A 26,401-nucleotide genomic window follows, 5' to 3' on the forward strand; every position below is an offset into this window, starting at 1 on the left:
AATCTAGGCTGCCTGCGCAATCACCTCTCGACGCTCCAGCGCATCCATGGTGTGGTGGCGCAACTGTTCGAGTTCCGTCAATTGTTGTCGAATGGATAATTCGACCCGTTGCAGGTCTTCAATCCGCTCTTCCAGCGTATCAGTTGCCTGATAAATCCGTTTGATGCTTTCCACCCGGCGCTTGAGCTGCACATGATGCTCACGCATCTGCGTTTCCATCGGAGCAATCACCGCTTTGAGCCAGCTTTCGGCATCGCGATTTGCAGCTTCATATTCAAGAATGACATGGCTGGCCAAAGTTTCAAAAAACTTGCTTGTCAGCGCGAGTTTTTCATGTGCAATCATGTTGAAGGTGGTATTAAACTGATCCCGGTAAATGGTTTCCAGTTTATTCAGCGCTTTTAAATACCGTGAGGTGGAAAAAGGTGGCGGCGTCTTTTGCAGCAAGCCATGCTCTTTGGCAAACTTCTCATACATCGCCTCCATCATTTTTCGGATTTCATGGACATGCACATCAGCGTCCATCATGCGCCGTTTAAGCTCGCTGAAAAAATCATCCATGGCCTGGCGTATCGTTTTAGTAAATGCCGCCTTGACCATGGTTTCGCGGGTTTCGCGTACCTTGACCTTAAGCCCTGGCATGCCCAAATGATGAAACAGCTGATTGGACTGTACAGAAAACACACTTCGTAAGGCCTGATACCGCTGCAGGCCGGTTTCGAAATTGGCTTTATCCTGCTTGACCTTGGCCATCATTTGCGCGATGACATCTTCGTTTTTTCCTTGCAGGCATCGCAACTCTTCGGCCTGGTCAAGCACACTCTGCAAACGTGCATCCAGAACAAATTGCGTCTGCTGCATCATATCCTCAACCTCATGCTGGATGCTTTCACGCACGATTTCCTGCTTGGCCGGGATTAATTCATCAGACAGGGTTTTTTCAAGTTGCGGCAGACGGCTTTTCAATAATAGCTGGCGGTCACCTTTGACTTTGGCCAACAAGCCTTTTTGCGCGGAGGTCGGTAAAATCTGGTCGCGATCCAGGCCTAACAATTCAGCGGTTGACTGCAATTGACGATACAGTTCAGTTTCTATTTCATCATCTGTTTTCAGTGCATCCCACAAGCCATCAATTTTGTTCAATACTGCCATACGGCCTTTTTGCTTCCAGCGCGCACCGCTGATATAGCGCCGCCAGACTTCCATCTCGGACTTGGTCACACCGGTATCGGCGCCCAGAATAAACAACACTGCATGCGCATTTGGCAACATACTCATGGTCAGCTCAGGCTCGGCGCCGATCGCATTCAGTCCAGGGGTATCCAGAATCACCAGACCCTGCTTGAGCAAGGGATGCGGAAAATTAATCATGGCGTAGCGCCAACAGGGAATTTCCAGCAGGCCATCCGCGCCAATCAACATGGAGTCATCCGGTTGCTCCGGATCATACAAGCCAAGCGCCTGTGCCTGATCTACCGTGACGCGGCGGGTACGGCTCACCTCCTTGAATGCCTCGACCATACTCTGGCGGGAATGCATATCGAACTCCACCACGGACCACGCTTGTGGCATACGCCTGTAGTCGCTAATGGAGATCTGATGTGCACTGGTTTCGATAGGAAGTAATGAAAGGCTCACCGGCTGACCGATGTCGTAGCGTAACTCGGTCGGACACATGGTGGTGCGCCCGGCACCGGAAGGTAACAGGCGGTGTCCGTAATCCGAAAAGAAAATGGCGTTAATCAGCTCTGACTTGCCACGTGAAAATTCAGCAACAAATGCCACATTCAGCTTATCCTCACGCAAGCGATTGAGTTGATGCTGAATACGCTGCTCAATTTGCATATCGCCCAGTTGCTTTTCCATCAACCAGCGTTGATACTCTCCCAATGCGTCAGCGATTGCTTGTCGCCAGCGTGCATACAAATCAAATTGTTGTGCCAGTCTATTATTTTCCATAACGCCTACTGAATGATTGTCTGCTTAATGTTTGTAGGGTGACCTATGCATGATTACCTGTTATTCGTTAATCTAACACGATTCTATAAAAGTTCAAATAAATCATGCCAGTATAGACATTAATTCATAAATTAAATGAATTATCAACCCTAAGACACTAGGCATGAAGGCCATGCGTAGCATGCCAGCATCTGATATGATAGTTCACACTCTATTAAACGGTCAGTTCACCGGGTTTCTTTACTATTTATGAGCGGCTTGACTCCAGATACACCACTGCCTACCCAGATTCAACTACACCAGGGGTCGAGGCTGCTGGAAATTCACTTTGACAACCAGACAGAATGCATGCTTTCTTGCGAGTTCTTGCGTGTTTACTCGCCTTCCGCCGAAGTACGCGGACATGGCGCCGGCCAGGAAGTACTGCAAGTTGGCAAGGAAAACGTCAACATTAGTGGTATTGAACCGGTGGGGCGTTATGCAATCAAATTGATCTTTGATGATGGTCATGATACCGGCCTGTATTCCTGGGATTATCTCTACTATCTGGCACAGCATTACGAGAGCCTGTGGCAGGACTACATCAGCAAACTGACCATGGCAGGACATACACGCAAGGAACCGGCACATGCAAAATAAACCGCAGACATCCGAACACTCGGATCATCACACCACCCATTTTGGCTTTGAAACTGTGGCCGAACATGAAAAACAGAAAAAAGTCGGCGAGGTCTTTCATTCTGTGGCGCAAAAATACGACATCATGAATGATGTCATGTCAGCTGGGCTGCACCGTATTTGGAAGCGCTTTACGGTAGATGTCAGCGGCGTCGGCCAAGGTGACAAGGTGCTGGATATCGCGGGCGGCAGTGGTGATTTGTCCAAGCTGTTTGCTAAAAAAGTAGGGACCCAGTCTGCACACAACCCTGGGCAGGTGATTCTCACCGACATCAACGCCTCCATGCTGGGGGTAGGCCGCGACCGCATGATAGATGCCGGGTTGACGATTCCTGCTGCACAATGTAATGCCGAGTTTCTGCCATTTGCTGACAACAGCTTTAATTGTGTAACGGTTGCTTTTGGTTTACGCAACATGACGCACAAAGAGGCCGCCTTAAAAGAAATGCAGCGCGTGCTTAAACCCGGCGGTCGGTTGTTGGTTCTCGAGTTTTCCAAGGTCTGGCAACCACTGGAAAAACTCTACGATAGCTACTCTTTTAAACTGCTGCCAAAACTTGGCAAATGGATTGCTAAAGACGAACCAAGCTATCGCTATCTGGCAGAAAGTATTCGCATGCATCCCGACCAGGAAACACTGAAAACCATGATGCACGAGGCAGGATTTGGCAAAGTCGACTACTACAATCTGACGGCTGGTGTAGTGGCCTTACATAAAGGGGTGAAGGTTTAAGCGCCATGTTCAAACCCCTGATTCAGTTTGTACTGCAACACCTGATGCACCAAAACGCCTGGACGGCTCCCCTGCTGCAACCATTTGCCAATCAAACCATCTGTATCGATTTCAAAGTTGCGCAAGCCACGCTAACGATATTGGACAATGGAGAACTGGCAGTAGCCGCAGACTCAGCAACTGCTGATACAACCATCCACCTGCCACCAAGCCTGGCGATGCGCTTGCTGCGCAAAGACCCGCTGGCAACCAGCCTGATCAAAATTGACGGGAATACCGGATTAGCAACAGAAGTGGCAAAAATTCTGGCAACTGTCCGCTGGGACATTGAAGGCGACTTGAGCAAAGTGGTCGGTGACATTGCGGCTTATCAAATAGTGCAACTCGGTCAGAAGAAAATTGAGACCCTGCGAGATCGCGTACACACACTGACCGAAATGCTGGTGGAATACTGGCAGGAAGAACGTCCGCTGATTGCAAAAAAAATAGCGATTGATCATTTCAATCGTGCAGTCGACACGTTGCGTGAGGATACTGACCGACTGCAATTACGGCTTGATAAACTTCTGCTTGCGCAGCAACACTCCTCAGAAAGCCGGTGATTGATGCACTGGATAAGATTCATTCATATTGTCTGTGTGCTTGTCTGGTATCGGCTGGATATTTTTCTTGCTGGTGACCGCCGAACCACGCTGCTGCATCAACTGTTCAAGCTGATTTTTTTCTGGCGTAAACCGGCGCAGCCAAGAGCAATCCGCCTGCGACTGGCGCTTGAACAACTAGGTCCTATTTTCGTCAAATTTGGCCAGATGCTGTCTACCCGCCGCGACCTGTTACCGCCGGACGTGGCTGACGAGTTAACCAAACTGCAAGATCAGGTGCCGCCTTTTCCATTTGTGCAGGTACAAACCATTGTGGAAGAGGCGTTTGAAGCGCCGCTCGGCCGCACCTACGCCCAATTTGAGCAAACACCGATTGCGAGCGCCTCGGTCGCGCAGGTGCATTTCGCCACGCTGCACAGCGGCGAGCAGGTAGCGGTGAAAGTGCTACGCCCGGGGATTGCCGGTATCATTCATGGCGATATCGCACTCTTGCGTACTTTGGCTTGGTGGCTGAAAACATTGTCCAGTGAGGGCAAGCGACTTAAGCCCGAAGAGATGGTCGATGAATTCGCCCGGCATACCGAACATGAATTGGACTTAACGCTAGAAGCCGCCCAATGCGCCCAACTAGGCCGCAACTTTAGTGATCGCCGACTGCTGGTACCCACCGTTTACTGGGATTATTCCCGCAAGCAGGTAATGACCATGCAGCGCATGTTTGGCACGCCAGTACGCGACACTGCAGCGCTACAGGCATACGGCATCAACCTCACCCAACTTGCTCATGAGGGTGTGGAAATCTTTTTCACCCAGGTCTTCCGCGACGGTTTTTTTCATGCCGACATGCATCCCGGCAATATACAAGTGGCGACGGCCGGGCCAGACAAAGGCAAGTTTATTGCACTGGACTTTGGCATTATGGGCAGTCTGTCGCCCACCGACCAATACTATCTGGCACGCAACTTTCTGGCTTTTTTTAACCGTGATTACCGGGATGTGGCTGTCGCCCATATTGAATCTGGCTGGGTGCCCAAAGATACCAGTGTTGAAGCATTGGAAACCGCGGTGCGTGCGATTTGTGAGCCTATTTTTGAAAAACCGCTTAAGGATATTTCCTTTGGCCGCACCCTGCTCAGTCTGTTCCAGATGTCACGCCGCTTTGGCGTGAACATACAACCGCAACTCATCATGTTGCAGAAAACCCTGCTCAACATCGAAGGGCTGGGACGCGAACTGGATCCCAATATTGATCTTTGGCTAAGTGCCAAACCTTTCCTCAAACGCTGGATGAGTGAACAGATAGGCTGGCGCAGCCTGATTAAGTCTGCCCGGCGCGAGTTACCTTATATGCTGACACATGCGGCTGAAATGCCCAGACTGGTTGAGCAGTACCTGCGCAATCAAACCGAAATAGCTACCCAACAACAACGCATGCATGCACTCATCACCCTTCAGCACAAACAAGCTACTTGGCAAAAATGGGCCACAGCAGCCATTATTGCATTGGTGGTGGTGCAACTGGTAAGCATGTACCTGCTATTTAACGATTAAGGAATGTCTGCGTGCGTGCCAAACACACACCATTCAGACTGAGCATTAGACGTCGAGTTTTTTTAGCTTGTGCTTTAAAGTCTGACTTTTGATTAGGCGATTGTCATCCAGCGGCATGCCACATTACAACTTCCAGGTGAGTAGGCGGTGCAGAGTTGAACAAGGTCTGAGTTTCAGACCTTTTTTAATTTCATGCCGGTCAGAAAAACCATGTTTTGGTATAGTTTTGCTTTAAAATCAGGCTTTTGTCATAAACTCAAAGGAAATCAAGCGGTGCTCATTTGGTTTGTAGTGGCGTATCTACTGGTCTCTATCGCTATTGGCCTGATCGCGGCCAGAAATGTTCACAGCACCAAAGACTATGCGGTTGCAGGTCGTCATCTACCGCTGCCTGTAGTAACGGCCACTGTGTTTGCTACCTGGTTTGGCGCCGAGGCCGTATTTGGCGTGTCTGCTACATTCGTACGTGAAGGCTTAAATGGGGTTGCGGCTGATCCATTCGGTTCCAGCATGTGCCTCATTTTTGCCGGCATTTTCTTCTCCAGCCGCTTGTATAAACTCAACATCCTGACACTGGGTGACTTCTACCGCATGCGCTACAACCGTACGGTGGAAGTGCTGACCACGATTGCGATTGTCATTTCCTACATGGGCTGGGTCGCGGCCCAAATCAAGGCACTCGGCCTGATTTTCAACCTGATTACCAATGGCGGCATTTCTGAAAACAGCGGCATGATCCTGGGGACTGCCATTGTACTGACCTACACTACGCTGGGCGGCATGCTGTCGGTAGCTATTCTGGACTTTGTCCAGATGATCGTGGTGATTGGTGGGCTGCTGTATATCGCCAACATTGTTTCGGGGCAAGCCGGTGGCGTGGCACCAGTGATTGAACATGCCAGACAAGCTGGCAAACTGCATTTTTTTCCGCAATCAGCCAACTGGACCCTATGGCTGACTTTTCTCGGCGGCTGGTTGACCATGATGCTGGGCTCAATTCCGCAGCAGGACGTTTTTCAGCGCATCACCTCGGCAAAGACAGCAAAGATTGCTTTCTGGGGCTCATTACTGGGTGCCAGCATTTACTTCTGCTTTACCTTTGTGCCCATGTTTATTGCCTATGCAGCCACGCTGATTGACCCAGGCGTATTTGGCACGCTGGTTCAAACTGACTCACAGCGCGTACTGCCCACATTGGTGCTGACGCACACACCGTTACTGGCGCAAGCCATCTTTTTTGGGGCAGTCCTTTCCGCAATCATGAGTTGTTCATCAGCCACCCTGCTGGCGCCTTCAGTCACTTTTGCTGAAAACGTGATAAAAGGATTTATGCCGCATTTGAATGACCATGCGTTTTTGCGGGTCATGCGGCTATGCCTGGTCGGATTTTCTGGCATCGTACTGCTATATGCATTAAATTCGGAGCTCTCTATTTTTGGCATGGTCGAAAGCGCTTACAAAATCACCCTGGCAGGTGCATTTGTGCCGTTGTTTTTTGGCGCATTCTGGAAGCGAGCCACCAGCCAGGGCGCTTTAACCGCCATTATTCTCGGGATAGGCAGTTGGATACTCATGGAAGTATGGGTAGGTGAACATAGTTTGATTCCGGCCCAACTCATCGGTCTGGTGATCAGCGCACTGTCCATGGTGGTTGGCTCATTGCTGCCGCAAAAAATAGGCGGGACGCCCGCTACACCGCATGGCTACCTACATGAGCATGCCGCCCGAAGCCATCCTCATTAAATAGTCGTGCGGGGACCTCAAGCTTTGCCTGAGTGAGTCAAGCAGAAATGGAACAGAAAGTTCGCACTGTTCTGCCGAAAGCATTTAGAACAGATTTGCGATAATGATTTATTGCTATAAATTCAACGCATTTTTTAATCAAGTTAGGCTGTTTTAATGGTTGTAAACAAACGGTTGTATACCCTTTTATTGAGCATCATCGTGCTGGCCGGTTTTTTGGCCACCAGCCTGATCGGGTATTTTGTGGCCAAAGATTCCCTGACTGATCGCCTGCAACAGGAAATGCTACCGCTCACCAGCGATAATATATACTCTGAAATCCAGCGTGACTTGTTACAACCGCTGTTAATTTCCTCACTGATGGCCAACGATGTATTTGTGTTTGACTGGGTCAACAATGGCGAACAAGATGCCAGCAAGATGACCAGTTACCTGGCGCAGATTCAAAAGAAATACCATACGATCACAGCATTTTTTGTTTCAGAGAGCACAGGTCAGTATTACCATCCGACAGGTGTCCTGAAAAAAGTCTCGGCCAGCAATCCCGAAGATGGCTGGTACTTTCAAGCCCGTGCAGCACGCCAGCCTTATGTCATTAATATAGACCGCGATACTGCAGACCAGCACCGCCTCAGCATATTTGTGAACTACCGCATTGAAGATAAATCCGGTAATTTTATTGGTGTCATCGGCGTAGGCTTGTCCTTACAAACCGTGGTTGAACTGATTGAAAATTACCAGAAACGCTATGGCCGGGAAATATATTTTGTGAATCGCGAGGGGGATGTGATGCTGCAAAGCAGCCATTACAATCCAGAGCTTCACATACAAAACAAAGCGGGGCTCGACAAGGCTTTTGTCCAAATATTGACCTCACCCAGCGCATCATTTTCATTCAAAACCAGCAATGGCAGTGTGTTATACCTCAATAGTCGTCTGGTGCCCGAATTTGACTGGTACCTGATTGTTGAGCAAGTCAACGACCCAAGCTCCGAACGCCTTGAAACGGCATTCCTGATTAATATGGGCGTTGCTCTGGTGATCAGTGCGATTGTATTGCTTCTGGCGCATGTTGCCGTACGTGGTTACCATGACAAACTTGAAACCATGGCCACGCAAGACAAGCTTACAGGCGCCGCCAGCCGACAGGTGTTCGAGTTTTACTTCAAACAGGCAGTGGCCAGATGCAAACGGCGCGATGAGCCACTCGCACTGGTTTTGCTCGATATTGATTTATTCAAGATGATTAACGACAACTATGGCCATCAGGCAGGAGACCGGGTACTTAACAGAGTCGCGCAACTGATTAAATCGCATGTGCGCGAAGAAGATGTCGTCTGCCGCTGGGGCGGGGAAGAATTTTTAGTGATGTTATCAGGTTGTGATCTGGCGCATGCCCGTGACATTACAGAAGTGATTCGTTCAGCAGTCGCCGCTTTACAGTTTCCGGTCAACAACGCAGTGGCGAAAATCACCCTCAGTGCCGGGATTGCCCAGATGCAGGAAGAAGAGACCCTTGGTCAAATCGTCGAGCGCGCCGACCACCACTTGTATCAGGCCAAAAATGCAGGCAGAAACTGCATCAAACCGGACCCCGCCGCCACTGAATAACGGTGCATCCTCTGTCTGCTATGGCTTCTGGCAGCTAGCACAGTAAAAGGTTGAACGTTGGCCCAGACGAATATTAAAAATGGGCTGACCGCACACACGACAAGGCTCAGCCGTGCGGCCATACACATAATAGGTTTGCTGAAAATAGCCGGGATTGCCATCCGCACCAAAAAAGTCTCTAAGGCTGCTGCCACCCGCGTTGAGCGCTTCTTGCAATGTTGTTTTGATTTCCTGCACCAGCACATCACATTGCTTGCGTGTCAGGCGGCTGGCTGGCGTTTCAGGATGAATACGCGCCCTGAACAGGGATTCACTGGCATAAATATTCCCTACCCCAACCACCAGATGGGCATCCATGATGGTGGTTTTAATCGAGGCGCTGCGCGTGCGTATGCCTTGATACAGAAACGCTCCGGTGAAGCCTGGCTCCAGCGGCTCGGGGCCGAGGCTGGATAACAGAGGATGCTGCATGCCGTCCCCTTCCAGCCACAACACCGCGCCGAAGCGGCGTGGATCACGTAGACGGATCACCCGGCCATCGTCAAATGCAATATCGAGATGATCATGTTTTTCGGGGGGATATTGACGATCAAGCAGACACAGGCGACCAGACATACCGAGATGCAACAGCAACACACCCTCAGAGACGGTATCCCCAATGTCAGCCAGAATATATTTGGCACGCCGTTTGAGTTGCAATACGCGCTTGCCCTGTAACTTGCCGGGCAAATCCGCCGGTACTGGCCAGCGCAAGCCATGGTGACGGATAGTGACAGTGGATATACTGGCGCCGGTGACAGGCAGCAAGCCAATACGCGTGACTTCAACCTCTGGTAACTCGGGCATGGGGCTATTTGATATTGACTGGCGGATTCACCATGGTAAAGCCCGCGTCATTGGCAAAATGATAAATAATGCCTTCATCTGGCCGGGCCAGCAAATACTCCGGGGATTCCTGCATTTTATCAAAATGCACTTTTTTACCATCGCGCAACAACACTTCAAACGATGGATAAGTTTGTTTACGATCAGGCGTATAAAACTCGACAGACTTGGCTTGCGCCTGCACCCAGCTGAAATCCATCCATTCGTTCATCTCATTCTGTGTGGGCTTGGCTTTGGGGTCATTGGCTGTCCATTTACCATCGTTACCCAATTGCACTTTCAGGGCGTTTTCTTCCCATTGTTCCAGATGCGCCAGATCAAACCCGGCCAGTTGTTTGCGCTCGGCACTGGCCAAGGGCACCTTGTCTACCATTTCAATCGCTTGTGTCGCAGCCGCTTCGCCATACTGACCACTGAGTAAAAATACCTGATTCTGATAACCGACATACTGCTCTTCCGTGACCGGGTTAAACGTGCCAAAACTGAACACATGCGTGCCTTGGCTGCCGGACAAGGTCAGTTTCAGGCTTGGTTGATCCAAACCATATTTGGCCGCATCTTTCAACGGCAGTTTGGTCGCGGTGGTTGCCGCAATAATGGAAAGGACACGCTGTACTGACAACTGGTCTGCGCGCGCCGCGTAGGGTTTGCGCATCACCCAGTAACCATTGTGTTTTTCAAAAATCGTCGGCGCTTTCGTTGGAAATTCGGCTTTAACCGCGTCGAAGCCTCCCATTTTCAGCGTAGAAATTTCAACCATGTTTGAAACCGCTTCATGCTGCGGCTTCAAGTGTAAAAATGTTGCAATGCCCACGACCAGCAACAGCATTAACAGGTTAACTAACCATCTTTTTTTCATGCCCGTTCTCCTGCCAGACTCAAGCCTTGCGGCGTTTCCACCACAATAGCAAGCCTGACACAAACAAGCCTATCGGTATAAAAAACTGGAAGGCATGAAACACTGTCCATGCGACCAAACGCCCCTGGTCTGTCGCCGGGATCGTCACATTGATATCTTTCAATGGCATCGGCTGTATGGTAATCAAACGGTCGTCACCGGCCAGCCAGTTGATCATATTGATGCCCAGATCGAGATTGCCACCATTGGTAATAAAGGTATTCGCCAGGAAGTTGGCATTGCCAACCACCACCACGCGCTGGCCTTTCTTGCCATAGGTGCGCTCGAGCGCCACACCAATATTAATCGGCCCGGCCTTGTCCTTGCCCTGATCAAAGCGCACCTTCAAATTCTGTGAGCCCTCAGGGATTTTGTCAGACTCCAGCCAGCCATTCGGCGCCACATCAATCAACCGCCCCACTTTCCAACCCAGATCATCCGAGGCTCTGCCATCCACTTCGTGCGATTCGGGAAACACTGTGCGCAACATAAAATTGCGGGTGATAGCATGATCTCCATACAGGCTGGCAAACGCCATTTTCGGATCTGCGCCATACTGTTCGGCGGCGCGATCGACCACAATCCCGGGCGAAACCTTGATCCCCAGGTAATCAGCCACCTCTTGCAAGCCATGTAAATTATCATCATCGAGCAACCACAACACATTGCCACCCGCTTCAATGTAGGCCTTGATTTTTTTGGCCTCAACCGCGCTGACATCCACCTGCGGTGCTGCAATCACCAGCATGGCGCCATTGCTGGGCACTTCCTGTGCAATGGTTAAATCCGGGTTGGCAAACTTGAAGCCCTTGCTTTCCAGCTGTTTACCAAACTCACCGAGATCATGATTTTTCACCCCTTGCAACAGGCGCTCACCATGCCCATCCAGATACATCACAGGCTGGTTATTGGTGCGTGAAAGGCGGACCAGCAGGTTAGTCATCTCCTGCTCCGCAAACGGCGGCGTGATGTGCTCGCTGCGCTTGTTATATTCCACCACCGTTTCACCGTCCACCTTGACCCCGGCCTCTTGCGCCAGTTTGGGCTCTTCCGAGGGATTCACAAAGGTAATGAACACGTTTTTCTTTTCACGCTGGTAACGCGCCACAAAGTCCAGCATGCCCTTACGGAAGGTATCCCCGTTATTGGCATCATCATTGGTGGCGAATACGGTGATATTGATATCACCGTCCATCTGCTTGAGCACATTGACGCTGCCCTGTGTGAGGATATTACGGTTGGACTGGGTGATATCCTTGGCCCAGCGATACTCGGTGGTCAGATAGCCCACCAGCACAATCAGTAATAAAAACACCAGCACAAACATCCAGTTTTGTGCCAGCAGTTGCAGTCTTAAAATGCGGTTAATTTTCATAATACTTTTACTCTAAAACAGTGAGGACTAGCCGCGCAGCCGGTCAGCATCCAAACGACGAATGGTGAGGGTCAGGAAGGTCAGGATAAACAGCCCGAAATAAGCCAGGTCTGCCGTGTCCATCAATCCCCCGGCAAATGACTGAAAGTGCCGCATTAACGAAAACTTGAGCATGGTACTGGTTGGGTCACCGGCAAAAAAACGGTCCAGGATCATCAGCACAAACAAGGCCACAAAACTCAGAATACCAGCCACAATCGGCTGTGCAGTCAGGCTGGAAAAATACAGGCCAAGTGCCGAGAAGCTCGATACCAGCAGCAACAGACCCAATGAGTTGGCAAAAATGTAGCCGAAATCAATATCCGCCCAGATATTCAAGGTAGAGAGCATCACTGCGATGTACACCACCAGTATGCTCAAAAAAATCACCAGCCCCAGAAACTTGCCCAGCACAATTTCACTGATCGATAACGGCGCACTGAACAGGAAAGGCAAGGTTTGGCTGCGACGCTCTTCGGAAATCAGACGCATGGACAGCAATGGCACGGCAAACAACATAATAAACGATGCCAGGCCATACACTGTTTGCCCGACAAACTGGGTCACCCCCACACGCTCAGCAGGCCGTATCGAACCAGACATGACTTCAAAATAGTTGTTCACGCCATTCAGATAATAGGTACCAAACGAAAACGTCAACAACGCCAGAATAATCCACCCCATTGGTGAGGCGAACATACTTTTAAGTTCTTTTCTTGCAATATTCAACATAACAACGCTTTCAGAAACAACTTTTACGCAGCTTGCGCGACTTCGGCCACAGGCACTGACTCATGATAGGTGAGCTGCACGAACACATCTTCCAGGCTGGTCTGGTCTGGTGCGATGTGATAGAGCCCCCAGTTGTGATGCACGGCTGCCTGCACAATGGCTTCATGTGGCTGGCTGCCCTCGGCAAAACGGATGCGCCACATGCTGTCTACCAGTTCAACTTCAGTGACGCCTGCAATGGTCTTCAAGACTTCGGCAGACGGCGGCTGGCGCAAGCCAACCAGCAGCTTGTTACCAATGCGCTGCTGTTTGAGCACATCAATGCCGCCGTTAAACACCAGTTTGCCTTTATCAATAATCTGCACATGGTCACACACCATTTCTACCTCAGGCAAAATATGGGTAGAGACAATCACACTATGGGCCTGACCAATCTCTTTAATCAGCGCGCGGATATCGCGGATTTGAATCGGATCGAGTCCAACCGTGGGTTCATCCAGAATCACCACCATCGGATTATGAATAATCGCCTGGGCAATGCCCACCCGTTGCTGATAACCGTTAGACAGGTTCTCAATCAGGCGCTTGCTCATATGGCTCAACCCACAGCGCTCTTTGGCGTGCTCGACAGCTTTTTTGAGATGCTTGCCGGACACATTGTGCAAACGTGCAGCAATCGTCAAATACTCGTCAACAGTAAACTCTTTATACAGTGGTCGCATTTCCGGCAAGTAGCCGATCAGCGCTTTGGCCTCTTTCGGGCTTTCCATCATGTCGATGCCACAGATTTTCACGCTACCTGCACTGGGTGCCAAATTACCTGTCAGCATTTTCATGGTGGTGGACTTACCGGCACCGTTGGGACCGAGAAAACCAAGCACCTGCCCTTGCTGCAGATTAAATGTTACGTCACTGACTGCGGCACGGCCGCCATACAGCCGTGTCAATTCAATTGCTTCTACTGTCAAATTTGCCATAATTTATTTACCACACCTATTTCCGGGAACCACTGACCGACTTTATCGCGCAGCTGGCGCGATATCAAGGGCAGAACGAGTAAATCCCTAGACAAAGTTTTCACCAAAAAGTTATAGTGATGATCAACGGCAAAGCGCTGTATTTCTTCGCTAATTACAATTCAGTTACAAATCGCACATTATGGATGAACTTGCACCAACTGTCACGGACTAAACACTAATAAAGCAAGCGCATTTACTTTGCTTAAACCCTTATAAATAAAGAATGTCACGCCCGTCATTATTCACAGGAAACTTTATGCCCCCCTTCAGCATTCCAAAGTCCAGTATTCCAAAGTTGAGCCGCTCACTTGCATCATTGACGCCTTCGCGTCGAGGGGCGTTGGCACTTTGGCTCGCGCTGATGACACCCTGCGCCTGGTCTGCAAGCAGCAGCGCCAGCATCACTGAACCCACCGCCGAATTCGTCTACAAATATTTGCTGGGTGAAGTTGCCGCCCAGCGCGGAGAATTCGGACTGGCCAGTCAGCTGTTTCTGGATCTGGCGAAACAAACGCGCAACCCGAGCCTGGCAGAGCGTGCAACACAAGCGGCATCCATTGCGCGTATCCCGCAACTGGCGGTGCCTTCTGCCGCCTTATGGGCAGAACTGGCGCCAGACTCAATGCAGGCCGCTGAAGCCGCCAGCCAGATGTACATTGCTAACGGTGAACTGAAAAAAGCCATTCCGCAAATCCAGAAAGTCCTGTCTAACGAAGCCGTGCGCGCCAATGCATTTATGGAATTAAATGCATTAATGATGCGAATCACGGATAAAACGAGTGTATTGACAGCGATTCAGCAACTGGCCGGCACCTATTCAAAACTGCCTGAAGCCCATTTTGCAATCGCACAAGCCGCTTACTTCGCCCATGACGAATCACTGATGGAGGCCGAGTTAATGCTGGCCGCCAAACTGCGACCGGGGTGGGAGCCTCCTGCACAGATCCGCGGTCAGATGTTAATGGAAAAAGACCCGCAACAAGGCATTGCTTTTTACAAGGACTTTGTGAAAGCCCATCCCGATGCCGATCAAATCCGCTTGGCTTTGGGTCGGGCTTTGCTTGGTCAGAAAAAAAACGCCGAGGCAAAAGTGGAGTTTTCCAAGCTGGTTGAAAAACATAAAAACAACCCGGAGATGAATGTCATCGTCGGCTTGCTGGCACTGGATGCGAAAGAGTATGCATTTGCTGACCGTTACCTGCAACATGCACTGGAAACAGGGTTTAAAGAACCGAACAAGCTCTACTTTAATCTTGGCCGTTCTGCCGCCGAACAAAAAGACGATGCGCGTGCTTTACAATGGTATGACAAAATTGGCGAGGGTGAACAATTTCTAGCGGGCAGATTGGCAGCTTCTGCCATCATTGCGCGCCGTGATGGCATTGATGGCGCGATTTCCATGCTCGACAATGTCGACGGCCTGACCAGTGACCAGCAAGCATTGGTCATTCAAAATGAAGCCATGATGCTCAATCAGGCAAAACGCACTGATGAGGCGTATACCCTGCTTGAAAAAGCAGTCAAGAGCATCCCCGACAATCCCGACCTCATGTATGACTTTGCGCTGACCGCCGAGCGCACAGGCAAATTCGAGATGATGGAAGATCAGCTCAACAAGATCATCAAAATGAAGCCGGATTTTGCAGCGGCCTATAACGCACTGGGCTACTCTTATGCCGATCGCAACATCAAGCTGGTAGAAGCCAAAAACCTGATTGAAACAGCCACCAGACTTTCGCCAGAAGACCACTATATTATGGATAGCCTGGGCTGGGTCTATTACCGCCTGGGGGATCTCACCCACGCCAGTGAGCAGTTGCGCCGGGCCTATGCTGTTCAGCAGGATCCTGAAATCGCAGCCCACTTGGCTGAAGTACTATGGAAACAAGGGCAACGTGATGAAGCGCAAAGCATTCTGGATAAAGCACTTTCGGCTAACCCAGAAAACGAAGTCCTGGCTTCCACGGCACAAAAGTTGAAATCTGCACTGTAATGTTGCGCCCCCCCTTCCGGCCTGGCAGTGGTCGCCAGGCATTGATTGCGGTGGGACTGGCTCTCGCCTGCACGACAGGAGTCACTGCCTGCTCCAGTGTCCCCACTGCACCGGCAGTGATATCCGCCACGCCAGCCAGCCAGCAACGCGATCAACGGCTGCTGGCAGTCACACAATTCGCACTGGAAGCCAAGCTGGCCGTGCAGTTTAACGGCAAAGGCTACACCGCCAGATTACAATGGCAACACACACCTGCAACCGACCAATTGCGTATTTTTAGTCCACTGGGCCAGCAGATTGCACTGATTGATCGCTCAGCAGAAAGTGTGACCCTCACAGACCAGTCGGGTAAGCAACACCATGCCGGTGACGTTGCCAGTCTCACGGAAAAACTGCTGGGCTGGCGCCTGCCGCTCACCGGCTTGAGCCAGTGGGTGCTTGGCACTCCACATCCCCACACAGAGTACGAGGCCAGCTACCTCTCCACGGGAGAGCCACACACCTTGCGGCAGGATGGATGGCAGATTGCATACGATGACTACAAACCAACGATACTGCCGGAAATCACCGAGAGTCTGCCCGGCCTTGTGCGCCTGCAGCAGGACGACATTCGACTGAAGCTCCTCATTCAACACTGGGAGTAAGCCTCTTTCCATCAGTTTGCGCGCTAAAGATTGCGTACAAACCGTCGATAACGGCTATATGAGCCGTCTTTTATTTTCACCCACCTCCCGCTTGTGCCAGATGCTGACTTTGTGCCTGCTACTGGCACTTGCCTTGCCGCCGCATGCTGCATGGGCCACTCAATGGCTATCCATTAAAAAAACTGATAATAGCCAGCTGATGATTGACAAGCATTCATTACTTGAAGAAAAACCCTATATCAAGGCTTGGATTAAAGTGGAGTACGGCACCCCGCAAAAAAACGTTGAGTCTGTAGACCGCGTCTACAACCATGCCAAAGCCTTGTGGTACTTCGATTGCGACAAGCGCAAAGCGGCCACTATACAAGTGTTTCAGTATGAAAATCAGGAGCTGGTATACTCCGCAGGCACCACAGCCAAACAAGCGGACTTCATTGAGCCGTTACCCGAGTCAGAAGTTGAGGTAGCTCAGCAGTACGTATGTAAATGGCAAACCAAGCAAAAACAACTCGCGGAGACGCAAGCCAAGCGCGCTGCGGCTGCGGCTAACCCGGTCATGCCAGCAGTTGCAAAAAGTAAAGAAAGTCCGGCAGACAACACGGCTGGCACAGCTTCGGACAGCCCGCCAGCAGCCACGGCACCCGCCACAAAAACCGACAACAAAGAACAGACAAAACCAGCGGCACCGGCAAAAAACACCCCTGTCAAAGATGCACAAAAAAAGCTGAACGATGACAAGCCTGCCGCAGCCAAAGACAAATCGGGCAAGCCAACCAGTGAGGAAAAGCACGCAGCAGACGCAGGCAAAACAAAAACAGATAAAGCTGAAAATAAACCTTGGGCATATACTGGCAGCGAAGGTCCTGATAAATGGGCGAGCTTGAATCCTGCTTTTGCAAGCTGCGGCAATGGTAGCCAGCAATCGCCTATCAATATTGACAATACGATCCCTGCGGCACTAAAACCAATTAAACGCCTGCAGAAATTCCCGCTCAAAAGCATCAATCGCAAAGAACACGGGTTGGTAGTGGATGCTGGGGCAGGCAATATGATGGTGCTGGACCAAAAACCATACCAACTCAAATATATCAGCCTGCACGCGCCAGCCGAACACCAGATCAAGCAAAAATCCTATGCCGCAGAAATACAAATGGTACATGAGGACAAGGCCGGCCATCGCGTGATTATTGCCGTCATCCTTGAGGAAGGCAGCGCCCATGCAGCATTTGAAAAACTGCTGAGCAGCTTGCCCAAAGACACCGAGGACAGTAAGCCGCTGACCATGCGCATCACCCCGGCCGAACTCATGCCAAACAAGCCAGCCTACTATCGCTACAGCGGCTCACTCACAACCCCCCCATGTAGCGAGGGCGTGCAATGGATTATCATGAAAGAACCTGTTCACCTGTCCAAACAGCAAATTGAAACGCTGCAAAAGGCGCTAGGCGCAGCCAACCAGCGTCCTCTGCAAGACGGGCAGGGCCGAATGATCCTTGAGTAGCCTGCCAGCGCAGGCATGCATTACAATGTGAGCATGCATCCAACAACGTTTTTTGCACCTTGCAAACTCAACCTGTTTTTACACATCACCGGCCAACTGCCCAATGGCTACCATCGCCTGCAAAGCTTATTTCTGCTGTTAGACCATGGCGACACATTGACCATCACACAACGTGATGATGGTCAAATCGTGCATGGCAATCCACTGCCAGGTGTGCCTGCCGAGCAGGATCTGGCAATCCGTGCAGCCCATGCTTTGCGCGCTGTCAGCGGCCGTCGGCTGGGCGCAGAAATCACCTGCGAAAAGCGCACGCCAATGGGTGGCGGCCTCGGCGGAGGCAGTTCCGATGCTGCCACCGTGCTGATTGTACTCAATCAGCTATGGGGACTACATTACCCCAGGCAGCAACTGATGCAGATAGGCCTGACACTGGGCGCAGATGTGCCGGTATTTATTTTTGGACAAACCGCCTGGGCCGAGGGCGTGGGTGAGCAATTAACGCCAGTGACACTCGATGCAAATATGTTCGAAAAGTACTTCGTGGTACTGACACCACATGTTCAGGTGCCAACAGCTCAAATTTTTGCGCACCAAGCATTGACAAGAGATTCAAAACCATTGAGAATAGCGGACTTTTCAAACGGCGCTCAATCAAGCGCGTTCTGGCAACAAACCAGAAACGATATGGAAGCAGTCGTTTGCTCACTGTATCCTGCGGTCGCAGACACACTGGACTGGCTGAAGCAATTTGGAGATGCGCGCATGAGCGGCTCTGGTGCTTCTGTGTTTGTCAGCGTGGACAGTGTGAAAAAAGCCGATGAATTGCTTAAAAACAGGCCAGAAAACACTTCTGGTTTTAGGGCAAAAGGGTTAGAATACCATCCGCTTTTCGCGATGACTTCTGATTAACAAGAAGTCTGGTAGCAAGCGGATAAAGACAAGTTTTTTGGGGAGTCGCCAAGCTGGTTAAGGCACCGGATTTTGATTCCGGCATGCGAAGGTTCGAATCCTTCCTCCTCAGCCAAATATAAGCGTGTAGATTTGACAATTTACACGCTTAATTTTTTTGCAGATTCAAGCCGAAGCCGTCTGATCTAAATAGACGGCTTAACAAAAGCATAATCTGAGTTTTTCGACATGGTCATCGCTGAAAAAGGGTACAACGTTGAGTAACGCCAACATGATGGTTTTTACCGGCAATGCCAATCCGGTATTGGCACAAGAAGTTGCCAAGCATTTGGGCATTGAATTAGGGCGTGCCGATGTAGGCCGCTTCTCTGATGGCGAAATCATGCTGGAGCTCCTGGAAAATGTGCGTGGCCGTGACGTGTTTGTGTTGCAATCCACCAGCTATCCGACCAATGACAGCCTGATGGAAGTCATGGTCATGGTTGATGCATTGCGCCGCTCCTCGGCAGGCCGCATTACGGCAGCGATCCCCTACTTGGGCTATTCACGTCAAGATCGACGTCCACGTTCTGCCCGCGTTGCAATTACAGCCAAAGTCGTGGCCAACATGCTGACCAGCGTAGGCGTTAATCGTCTATTGACCATGGATTTGCACTCCGACCAGATTCAAGGATTTTTTGATATCCCGGTGGATAACATTTATGCCACCCCGATTTTGCTGGAAGACCTGGCTAAAAAACACCATGAAAATCTGGTAGTAGTTTCACCAGACGTGGGGGGGGTGGTACGTGCGCGTGCCGCAGCAAAACAACTGAATGCCGATCTCGCCATTATCGACAAGCGTCGCCCCAAAGCCAATGTGGCCAAGGTGATGAACATCATTGGTGAAGTTGAAGGCCGCACCTGCGTCATTATGGATGACATGGTGGATACTGCGAATACACTGTGTGAGGCCGCTGCCGCACTGAAAAAGCAAGGTGCGCACAAAGTCGTTGCCTATGCCACACATCCGGTATTATCCGGTGGCGCGGGTGAGCGCATTACCAATTCTGAACTCGATGAACTGGTTGTCACGAATACAATTGCCCTGAACGCCGGTGCGCTGGCATGCAGCAAAATCCGCCAGTTGAGTGCAGCGCCTCTGCTGGCTGAAACCATTAAACGCATCAGCCAGGAGGAATCAGTTTCCTCGCTGTTTATGGACTAATTTTTACCCCGCCTGCTGGTCGCGGCAGGCGGATTTCAAGTGCAGTACCGCCAATGATGGCGTTTTTAGGAGTCTCAAATGAGCATCGAAATTAAAGCAGTCAAACGTGACGTTAGAGGTACGGGTGCGAGCCGCCGCCTGCGTCGCGCTGGCAATGTGCCGGGTGTAGTCTACGGTGGCGAGCAAGCCGCTGTGTCTATCGAGTTGAACCACAAGGACTTGTTCATGCAATTCCGTCATGAAGCCTTCCACGCTTCTATCCTGAGCCTGGTGCTGGATGGTAAAGCTGAAAGCGTATTGTTGCGTGACTATCAACTGCACCCAGTGCGTAACACCATTCAGCACATCGACTTTCAACGTGTGTCTGCCACTGAAAAAATCCACGTAAAAGTGCCATTCCACTTCATTAATGAAGATGTGGCACCAGGCGTGAAAACTGGCGGCGGCAACATTTCACACATCCAGACCGAAGCTGACGTCAGCTGCCTGGCAAAAGACCTGCCAGAGTTTATCGAAGTCGATCTGGGCACACTGGAAGCTGGTCATGCGATTCACTTGTCCGAAATCAAATTGCCTAAAGGCATTGAGTTCGTGCAACTGGTGCATGGCGATGACGCTGCAGTGGTTTCAATTGCCAAACCACGTGGTGGCAGCGAAGAAGTGGCTGAAGAAACACCAGCCGCTTAAGCAAAGCCAGCGGTTGTCCGCTACAATAAACGCGCACAACTTTGTGCGCGTTTTTTTTGGTGCACGTTTTGTGCGTCCATTACCTTATCCAGATAATGATCATGAGTGGAATAAAATTAATTGTTGGCTTGGGAAATCCGGGCGAGAAATACACGCAGACCCGCCACAATGCAGGCTTCTGGTTTGTGGACATGCTTGCCTCGCAGTCAGGCAGCCGTTTATCAGCTGAAGTGAAACTGTTTGGCATCGCAGGTAAATGGCAACCCCATACTGACAAATGGCTACTCAAACCCAGCACATTTATGAATGCCAGCGGCAAAGCCGTTGCTGCCATGGCAAACTATTACAAAATACTACCGGCAGAAATTCTGGTCGTCCATGACGAGTTGGACTTGCTGCCAGGACAAGCCAAACTCAAGTTTGGCGGCGGCCATGGTGGCCACAATGGCTTGCGCGATATCCATGCCGCCCTTGGCACGCCGGATTACTGGCGCCTGCGTATCGGCATCGGCCATCCTGGCAATAAAGCTGAAGTTGTAAACTTTGTGCTCAAACCAGCGGGCAAAGAGGAGCAGCGCGCAATAGATGACAGCCTGATCAAAGCCAGCACAATCAGCGATTTACTGGCACAAGGACAATTTGAAAAAGCCATGCTGCAACTGCACAGTAAATAAATCATCACCCGTTTTAGTCACCATTCTCGACCCACAAACAAATCACTCACTCAAGTCATGAGACCTGCATGGATTTGTTCCAGGCCTGATGCCAGGCTTCAAATGCGGCTGGTCGCAACGGGGGCGAGAAATAATATCCTTGCCCATAGTCACAGCCCATTTCGCGCAACATGTCCAGTTGCCGCTGATTTTCAATGCCTTCGGCGACTACCTGCATACCTAGACTGTGCGCCATCACAATAATGGCCTGACACAAGGCGCCATCTTCATGCGAGCTGCCCAGCTCACGCACAAAAGAGCGGTCAATTTTGACATAATCTATGGGGAATTTTTTCAAATAAGACAAGGCTGAATAGCCGGTTCCAAAATCATCCAGCGCAACCTGCACACCTGCACGGCGATATTGTGCCAAACGCTCGCTGACATGCGGGTTGGCATCCAGTAACAAACGCTCGGTAATTTCAACCGTCACCATGTCACCAGGCAAATGATTCTGCGCCATTTTAAAAAACCAGTCTTGCTGCCTTTTCTGCTCACTGACAAACTGCACAGGAGATTTATTAATGGCCACCTGAAACGCCGGATGCAAGCTCTCACGCCAGTGCCTGCATTGTTCAATCGCAGTTTTAAATACCCACTGCCCAATTTGCAGAATCAGCAGATTATCCTCGGCAATGCCAATAAACTCCATCGGAGGAATCACGCCTTTTTCCGGGTGGCGCCAGCGGATCAACGCCTCGGCCTTGAACACTGTATTGTTCTGCAAATTGACCACAGGCTGATACTCAAGGAAGAATTGCTTTTTAGAAATCGCCAATCGCAAATCATTTGAAAGCAGCATTCTGCGTTCTGCATGCTCCTGCATACGTGGCGTGAAATAGGTAAAGCAGCTCCCCCCTTTTTGTTTGGAAGCATAGATGGCCTGATCAACCCGCTTCATCAGGTCTTCTTTGTTATCGGCATCATCGGGGAAAATGGCAATCCCCAGACTGGCCGACACATAGACATGACTTTGATCGAGGCGGAAAGGCTGTACCAAGGCATCAAGTACCTTTTGTGCCACATCTTCCACATAGTTAACATCCGCAGCGCTCAGCATCAGCACAAACTCATCCCCACCGAGACGCGACACAAGATCATCATCCCTCACACACTCCACCAGACGCTTACCGGCATGTTGCAGCAATTTGTCGCCCTGGGCATGCCCCAGCATATCGTTGACCTCTTTAAAACGATCCAAATCAAGAAAGATAATCGCCAACTTTTGGCCGCTACGTTTGACTTTGCGGAGCTCCTGATCAAGTCTGGCAAAAAACATGCGCCGATTGAGCAAGCCGGTGAGTGTATCCACGTTGGCATATTGCCACACAGCCTCTTCAGACTGTTTGATCTTGGTAATGTCGGCCAAGGTCCCCAAAATACGCAGCGGCAAGCCACGCTCATCACGCAGCAGTACCATACCGCGGTCAAACACCCACTTCCAGCTTCCATCCTTGCACTGCAAGCGATACTCCAGCGCGAACTTTTCGCGCTTGCCTTTGAGCACCTGCTCCAATATCGATATCGCGCTGGCATAGTCTTCGGCATGAATGCGCTGATGCCAACTGGCGGGCAGACAATCAAACTCATGCGACGCAAACCCCAGCATCCCCTTCCAGCGATCAGAGTAAATCACTTGATTCTCGGGCACATTCCAATCCCAAATACCATCTCCCGTCCCTTCAAGCGCAAACTTCCAGCGCTGTTCGCTGGTCATTAACTCCTGACTATTTTTTTCAAGTTCACGCTGAGTACGATGCCGCATCACCGCAAAATAGACCACGCCCGCCGCCAGAATACTCAAAAACAAACCAAACATCCCTATCCGGTTGGCATCGCTGTAATCAATCGTGGCATCAAATGCCGGTGTAGATCGCACACGCATCTGCCAAGGCTGTCCATTCACACTGAATGTACGCGTCATTGCAAACATGGCACGCGTTTCATGCACATTGTCCTGCGTTGCGACTGAATGATAGAGCGGAATATGTGGCTGACCACGTGTAATATCAAACACATCAATATGCAGTTGCCGCTGCTCTACCGCGTGCAATGCGCCACTTAGAAAAACCTGCACATCAAAACGTAAAAACACCCATCCATTTAAATGATGCTGCCTTGTGAACTGATCAGCCTTGAGCAACTCCCCCCAATACACGGGGGCCTGCAACATAAACTGTGGGCGCTGCAGCCCATCACCCTCAATAGCCAACTGCGTAGACATCACCAGCCGGCCGGGCTCGCTCGACGCGCGCAAATCTGCACGTAACTGCGGGTTGGCAAAGGTATTCTGCAACAACCGCTCCTGATTGGCATCTGTTCTTGGCTCAACATAGAGCACGGGTGCCAATTCGTCATCCCCTGCGACAGGTTGCACCTTTTTTAACAATTGCGGGATAGGAATATCGAGATCACGATAGGTTTGCGGCTGCCGCAAGTGAATGTATTTGATAAAACCGATAGCGCGCAAACCATGATCTTGCGGGCTCTCGGTGTAATCATCCACAAACAGCTTAAACTCTTCTGCCGAAACATGATTAGAAGAAACGTACAACTGCTCCACACTCTTGAGTGTTTGCCGATAGGTATCCATCTGGCGCTGAATGCTGTCATCAGCAGACTGTACCGCCTGCCGAAACTTGTAAGATTGCAAGGCTTCAGCATGCTGCCGCTCATTCATCCATAACATGAATGTGGTTTGCAACGCACTGAGCAACAACAGCCCAACAATCCACCTCGACAGCATCAACTGACGCAATGAGGCTATATTTAAACGAAACATTCCACATCCTTTTCGATAAGGTGCGATGATAATAATTATGCCCCCACACCCTTATCTTGTACATGACTAATATTTGTTGAAACGACCCGCAAACAGGCAGTCATCAAGATTCATTTGGTTCTATGTGTTTACTAACGGTAAAATACTGCTTTTATTCAATTGATGCTGCAAAAAAATGCAGCAGCACAGACTGTTAAGGTAATCCACTATGAAATGCGGTATTGTCGGCCTGCCCAATGTAGGCAAATCCACCCTGTTTAACGCCATTACCAAAGCGGGGATTGCTGCAGAAAACTACCCCTTCTGTACCATCGAACCCAATGTCGGCATCGTCGAAGTCCCTGACACCCGCATGCAACCACTGATCGATATCGTCAAGCCACAAAAAGTGCAGCCTGCGATTGTTGAATTTGTAGACATCGCAGGCCTGGTGGCAGGCGCCTCCAAAGGCGAAGGCCTGGGTAACAAGTTTTTGGCTAATATCCGCGAAACTGACGCCATTGCCCACGTGGTGCGTTGTTTTGAAGATGGCAACGTGATTCACGTCGCAGGCAAAGTAGACCCGTTGGCCGACATTGAAGTGATTAACACCGAGCTGGCACTGGCCGACATGGAAACCGTTGAAAAAACCATGCAGCGCGAAGGCAAAAAAGCCAAGAGTGGCGATAAAGATGCCATCGCCCTGATGAAGGTGCTGGATAAAGTACTGCCATGCCTCAACGAAGCCAAAGCCGTGCGCACACTCAATTTGGATAGCGACGAGCTCAACCTGCTCAAACCGCTATGCCTGATTACCGTCAAACCGGTGATGTACATTACCAACGTGACCGAAAATGGCTTTGAAAACAACCCGCACCTGGACAAAGTACTGGCCCTGGCCAAAACAGAAAAAGCACCCGTCGTCACCATTTGCGCCAAAATTGAAGGTGAAATCTCCGAGCTGGATGAAGAAGACAAACTCGCATTTTTACAAGAACTCGGCCAGGATGAACCCGGCCTCAACCGCGTGATTCGCGCTGCGTATGATTTACTGGGCCTGCAAACCTACTTCACCGCAGGCGTACAAGAAGTACGCGCCTGGACCGTGAAAAAAGGCGCCACTGCACCGCAAGCGGCCGGCGTCATCCACACCGACTTTGAACGTGGCTTTATCCGTGCAGAAGTGATTGCTTACGATGAATATGTCAAAAACAAAGGCGAAAAAGGCGCACAAGAAGCGGGCAAAATGCGCCTCGAAGGCAAAGAATACATTGTGCAGGATGGCGATGTGATGCACTTCCGCTTTAACGTGTAAGCCCTGCACCCCACAACCACTTAAATTATGCGCAGCAATTCATGCTTTTTACTTTGACAAAACAACACTAAATCAATAGAATTGCGCCTTCAGTTTTAATGGTGATGTAGCTCAGCTGGTTAGAGCACAGGATTCATAATCCTGGGGTCGAGGGTTCAAGTCCCTCTTTCACCACCAACAAAATCAAGGACTTACAGAACAAATCACCGTTTTGTAAGTCCTTTTTCTTTGGTAAATAGTTCGTAGGCACTCTATAGGCACACAGAAAATAGAAAATGTGTAGATTTCATCATATTTTTGGATAAAAAATTTTCTCTCAAAACGGCTTATTTTCAGCATAAAAACCCCTATATTTTTAGTGCCCAAGGACTACCGTCCTATGCTTAAAATATTTAGCGATTTAATATTAATAATCTTTGAGTACATCTGAGGTTTAACTCGGCACATAAAGTAAGAGCAAAATTTACTTATGGTCTAACATCAAGTCCTAGGAACTAGCTTGAAAATACTCCTCCTCTAAAAACAAAAAACCAGCATTTAGCTGGTTTCTTATTTTGAACTGATAATAATTTTAAAATTACTGAATACCAAGCTTAGCTTTTATTTTTGGTGCATAAAATAATGCCCATTCACTTTGATTAAAATCATTCCCATGCTGAGTTTCATTATTTAATACTTTTACATCATTAGCTAAACCTTCAGCAACAACATCTTCTTTAGTTCTTCCAGCAGAGGTGGCCCCGTTTAGTTGGACAGAATCTTTGAAGTTTTAAGTGAAATATCTTGCGATTCTGTTTAAGCTGCCTTGGGTGTTGCGGGCAGGTGTTTAAAGTAAAACTCATCCGG

Annotated in this window: 21 protein-coding genes and 2 tRNA genes; 16 read left to right on the forward strand and 7 right to left on the reverse strand. The window is 50.0% G+C overall.

Translation table 11 applies throughout. The features are described 5' to 3' along the window. Positions 1-3 precede the first annotated feature (3 nt). Positions 4-1,959, reverse strand: a complete 1,956-nt coding sequence (locus Q9291_RS13035) for a dynamin family protein (RefSeq protein WP_306390534.1) — start codon at positions 1,957-1,959, stop codon at positions 4-6. A 249-nt stretch (positions 1,960-2,208) separates the two neighbouring features. Here Q9291_RS13035 and Q9291_RS13040 point away from each other — a divergent pair, with 249 nt between their 5' ends. The 6 genes from Q9291_RS13040 (at position 2,209) to Q9291_RS13065 (ending at position 8,877) form a co-directional block, all read left to right on the forward strand. After that, positions 2,209-2,598 (forward strand): gamma-butyrobetaine hydroxylase family protein, encoded by a 390-nt coding sequence (locus Q9291_RS13040; RefSeq protein ID WP_306390535.1) that lies wholly within the window; start codon positions 2,209-2,211, stop codon positions 2,596-2,598. Further along, entirely contained in the window at positions 2,588-3,370 is a 783-nt protein-coding gene (gene ubiE, locus Q9291_RS13045) for a bifunctional demethylmenaquinone methyltransferase/2-methoxy-6-polyprenyl-1,4-benzoquinol methylase UbiE (protein WP_306390536.1), read from the forward strand. The genes Q9291_RS13040 and ubiE overlap by 11 nt, the downstream gene beginning before the upstream one ends. A 5-nt stretch (positions 3,371-3,375) precedes the next feature. Further along, a complete protein-coding gene (locus Q9291_RS13050; RefSeq protein ID WP_306390537.1) occupies positions 3,376-3,972 on the forward strand; it encodes a ubiquinone biosynthesis accessory factor UbiJ in 597 nt (198 codons plus the stop codon). Between the two features lie 3 nt (positions 3,973-3,975). Further along, a complete protein-coding gene (ubiB, locus tag Q9291_RS13055) occupies positions 3,976-5,523 on the forward strand; it encodes a ubiquinone biosynthesis regulatory protein kinase UbiB (protein ID WP_306390538.1) in 1,548 nt (515 codons plus the stop codon). A 273-nt stretch (positions 5,524-5,796) separates the two neighbouring features. Next, positions 5,797-7,266, forward strand: a complete 1,470-nt coding sequence (locus Q9291_RS13060) for a high affinity choline transporter 1 (RefSeq protein WP_306390539.1) — start codon at positions 5,797-5,799, stop codon at positions 7,264-7,266. A gap of 156 nt (positions 7,267-7,422) precedes the next feature. Further along, on the forward strand, positions 7,423-8,877 hold the full coding sequence (locus Q9291_RS13065; protein WP_306390540.1) for a sensor domain-containing diguanylate cyclase: 1,455 nt from the start codon (positions 7,423-7,425) through the stop codon (positions 8,875-8,877). 18 nt (positions 8,878-8,895) lie between these two features. On the opposite strand, the gene mutM is transcribed toward Q9291_RS13065, so the two are convergent. The 5 genes from mutM to Q9291_RS13090 all read right to left on the reverse strand — a co-directional run bounded on the left by mutM (position 8,896) and on the right by Q9291_RS13090 (position 13,783). Next, positions 8,896-9,723, reverse strand: coding sequence for a bifunctional DNA-formamidopyrimidine glycosylase/DNA-(apurinic or apyrimidinic site) lyase (gene mutM / locus Q9291_RS13070; RefSeq protein WP_306390541.1), 828 nt, complete (start codon positions 9,721-9,723; stop codon positions 8,896-8,898). 4 nt (positions 9,724-9,727) lie between these two features. Then, entirely contained in the window at positions 9,728-10,621 is an 894-nt protein-coding gene (locus Q9291_RS13075) for a DUF4340 domain-containing protein (RefSeq protein WP_306390543.1), read from the reverse strand. 19 nt (positions 10,622-10,640) lie between these two features. Next, a complete protein-coding gene (locus Q9291_RS13080) occupies positions 10,641-12,035 on the reverse strand; it encodes a GldG family protein (RefSeq protein WP_306390544.1) in 1,395 nt (464 codons plus the stop codon). A 27-nt stretch (positions 12,036-12,062) separates the two neighbouring features. After that, positions 12,063-12,758 (reverse strand): ABC transporter permease, encoded by a 696-nt coding sequence (locus Q9291_RS13085; RefSeq protein WP_370530761.1) that lies wholly within the window; start codon positions 12,756-12,758, stop codon positions 12,063-12,065. Positions 12,759-12,829: 71 nt separating this feature from the next. Further along, positions 12,830-13,783 (reverse strand): ATP-binding cassette domain-containing protein, encoded by a 954-nt coding sequence (locus Q9291_RS13090; RefSeq protein ID WP_306390546.1) that lies wholly within the window; start codon positions 13,781-13,783, stop codon positions 12,830-12,832. A 298-nt stretch (positions 13,784-14,081) separates the two neighbouring features. On the opposite strand from Q9291_RS13090, the gene Q9291_RS13095 reads away from it, so the two are divergent. From Q9291_RS13095 to pth, 8 genes are all read left to right on the forward strand, one after another. After that, complete coding sequence (locus tag Q9291_RS13095) at positions 14,082-15,818, forward strand: tetratricopeptide repeat protein (RefSeq protein ID WP_306390547.1); 1,737 nt, start codon at positions 14,082-14,084, stop codon at positions 15,816-15,818. Next, entirely contained in the window at positions 15,818-16,462 is a 645-nt protein-coding gene (gene lolB / locus Q9291_RS13100) for a lipoprotein insertase outer membrane protein LolB (RefSeq protein ID WP_306390549.1), read from the forward strand. The genes Q9291_RS13095 and lolB overlap by 1 nt, the downstream gene beginning before the upstream one ends. 58 nt (positions 16,463-16,520) lie before the next feature. Further along, entirely contained in the window at positions 16,521-17,963 is a 1,443-nt protein-coding gene (locus Q9291_RS13105) for a carbonic anhydrase (RefSeq protein WP_306390550.1), read from the forward strand. Positions 17,964-17,996: 33 nt separating this feature from the next. Further along, positions 17,997-18,872: a 4-(cytidine 5'-diphospho)-2-C-methyl-D-erythritol kinase gene (gene ispE / locus Q9291_RS13110; protein WP_306390552.1), complete on the forward strand. Its 876-nt coding sequence runs from the start codon at positions 17,997-17,999 to the stop codon at positions 18,870-18,872. Between the two features lie 38 nt (positions 18,873-18,910). Continuing rightward, positions 18,911-18,987, forward strand: a tRNA-Gln gene (locus Q9291_RS13115). Between the two features lie 156 nt (positions 18,988-19,143). Then, on the forward strand, positions 19,144-20,079 hold the full coding sequence (locus Q9291_RS13120; RefSeq protein WP_306390554.1) for a ribose-phosphate pyrophosphokinase: 936 nt from the start codon (positions 19,144-19,146) through the stop codon (positions 20,077-20,079). Between the two features lie 78 nt (positions 20,080-20,157). Further along, a complete protein-coding gene (locus Q9291_RS13125) occupies positions 20,158-20,766 on the forward strand; it encodes a 50S ribosomal protein L25/general stress protein Ctc (RefSeq protein ID WP_306390556.1) in 609 nt (202 codons plus the stop codon). 101 nt (positions 20,767-20,867) lie between these two features. Beyond that, complete coding sequence (pth, locus tag Q9291_RS13130; protein WP_306390558.1) at positions 20,868-21,440, forward strand: aminoacyl-tRNA hydrolase; 573 nt, start codon at positions 20,868-20,870, stop codon at positions 21,438-21,440. Between the two features lie 55 nt (positions 21,441-21,495). Here pth and Q9291_RS13135 read toward each other — a convergent pair whose 3' ends face one another. Then, positions 21,496-24,261 carry a bifunctional diguanylate cyclase/phosphodiesterase gene (locus Q9291_RS13135; protein ID WP_306390559.1) on the reverse strand — a complete coding sequence of 922 codons (2,766 nt, stop codon included), beginning with the start codon at positions 24,259-24,261 and terminating at the stop codon, positions 21,496-21,498. Positions 24,262-24,469: 208 nt separating this feature from the next. On the opposite strand from Q9291_RS13135, the gene ychF reads away from it, so the two are divergent. Together ychF and Q9291_RS13145 are read left to right on the forward strand one after the other, a co-directional pair. Beyond that, positions 24,470-25,555, forward strand: a complete 1,086-nt coding sequence (gene ychF / locus Q9291_RS13140; RefSeq protein ID WP_306390560.1) for a redox-regulated ATPase YchF — start codon at positions 24,470-24,472, stop codon at positions 25,553-25,555. Positions 25,556-25,655: 100 nt separating this feature from the next. Then, positions 25,656-25,732: transfer RNA gene (locus tag Q9291_RS13145), tRNA-Met, on the forward strand. Positions 25,733-26,401 lie beyond the last annotated feature (669 nt).

The organism is Methylophilus aquaticus, from assembly GCF_030769565.1.
GTDB classification, from domain to species: domain Bacteria; phylum Pseudomonadota; class Gammaproteobacteria; order Burkholderiales; family Methylophilaceae; genus Methylophilus; species Methylophilus aquaticus.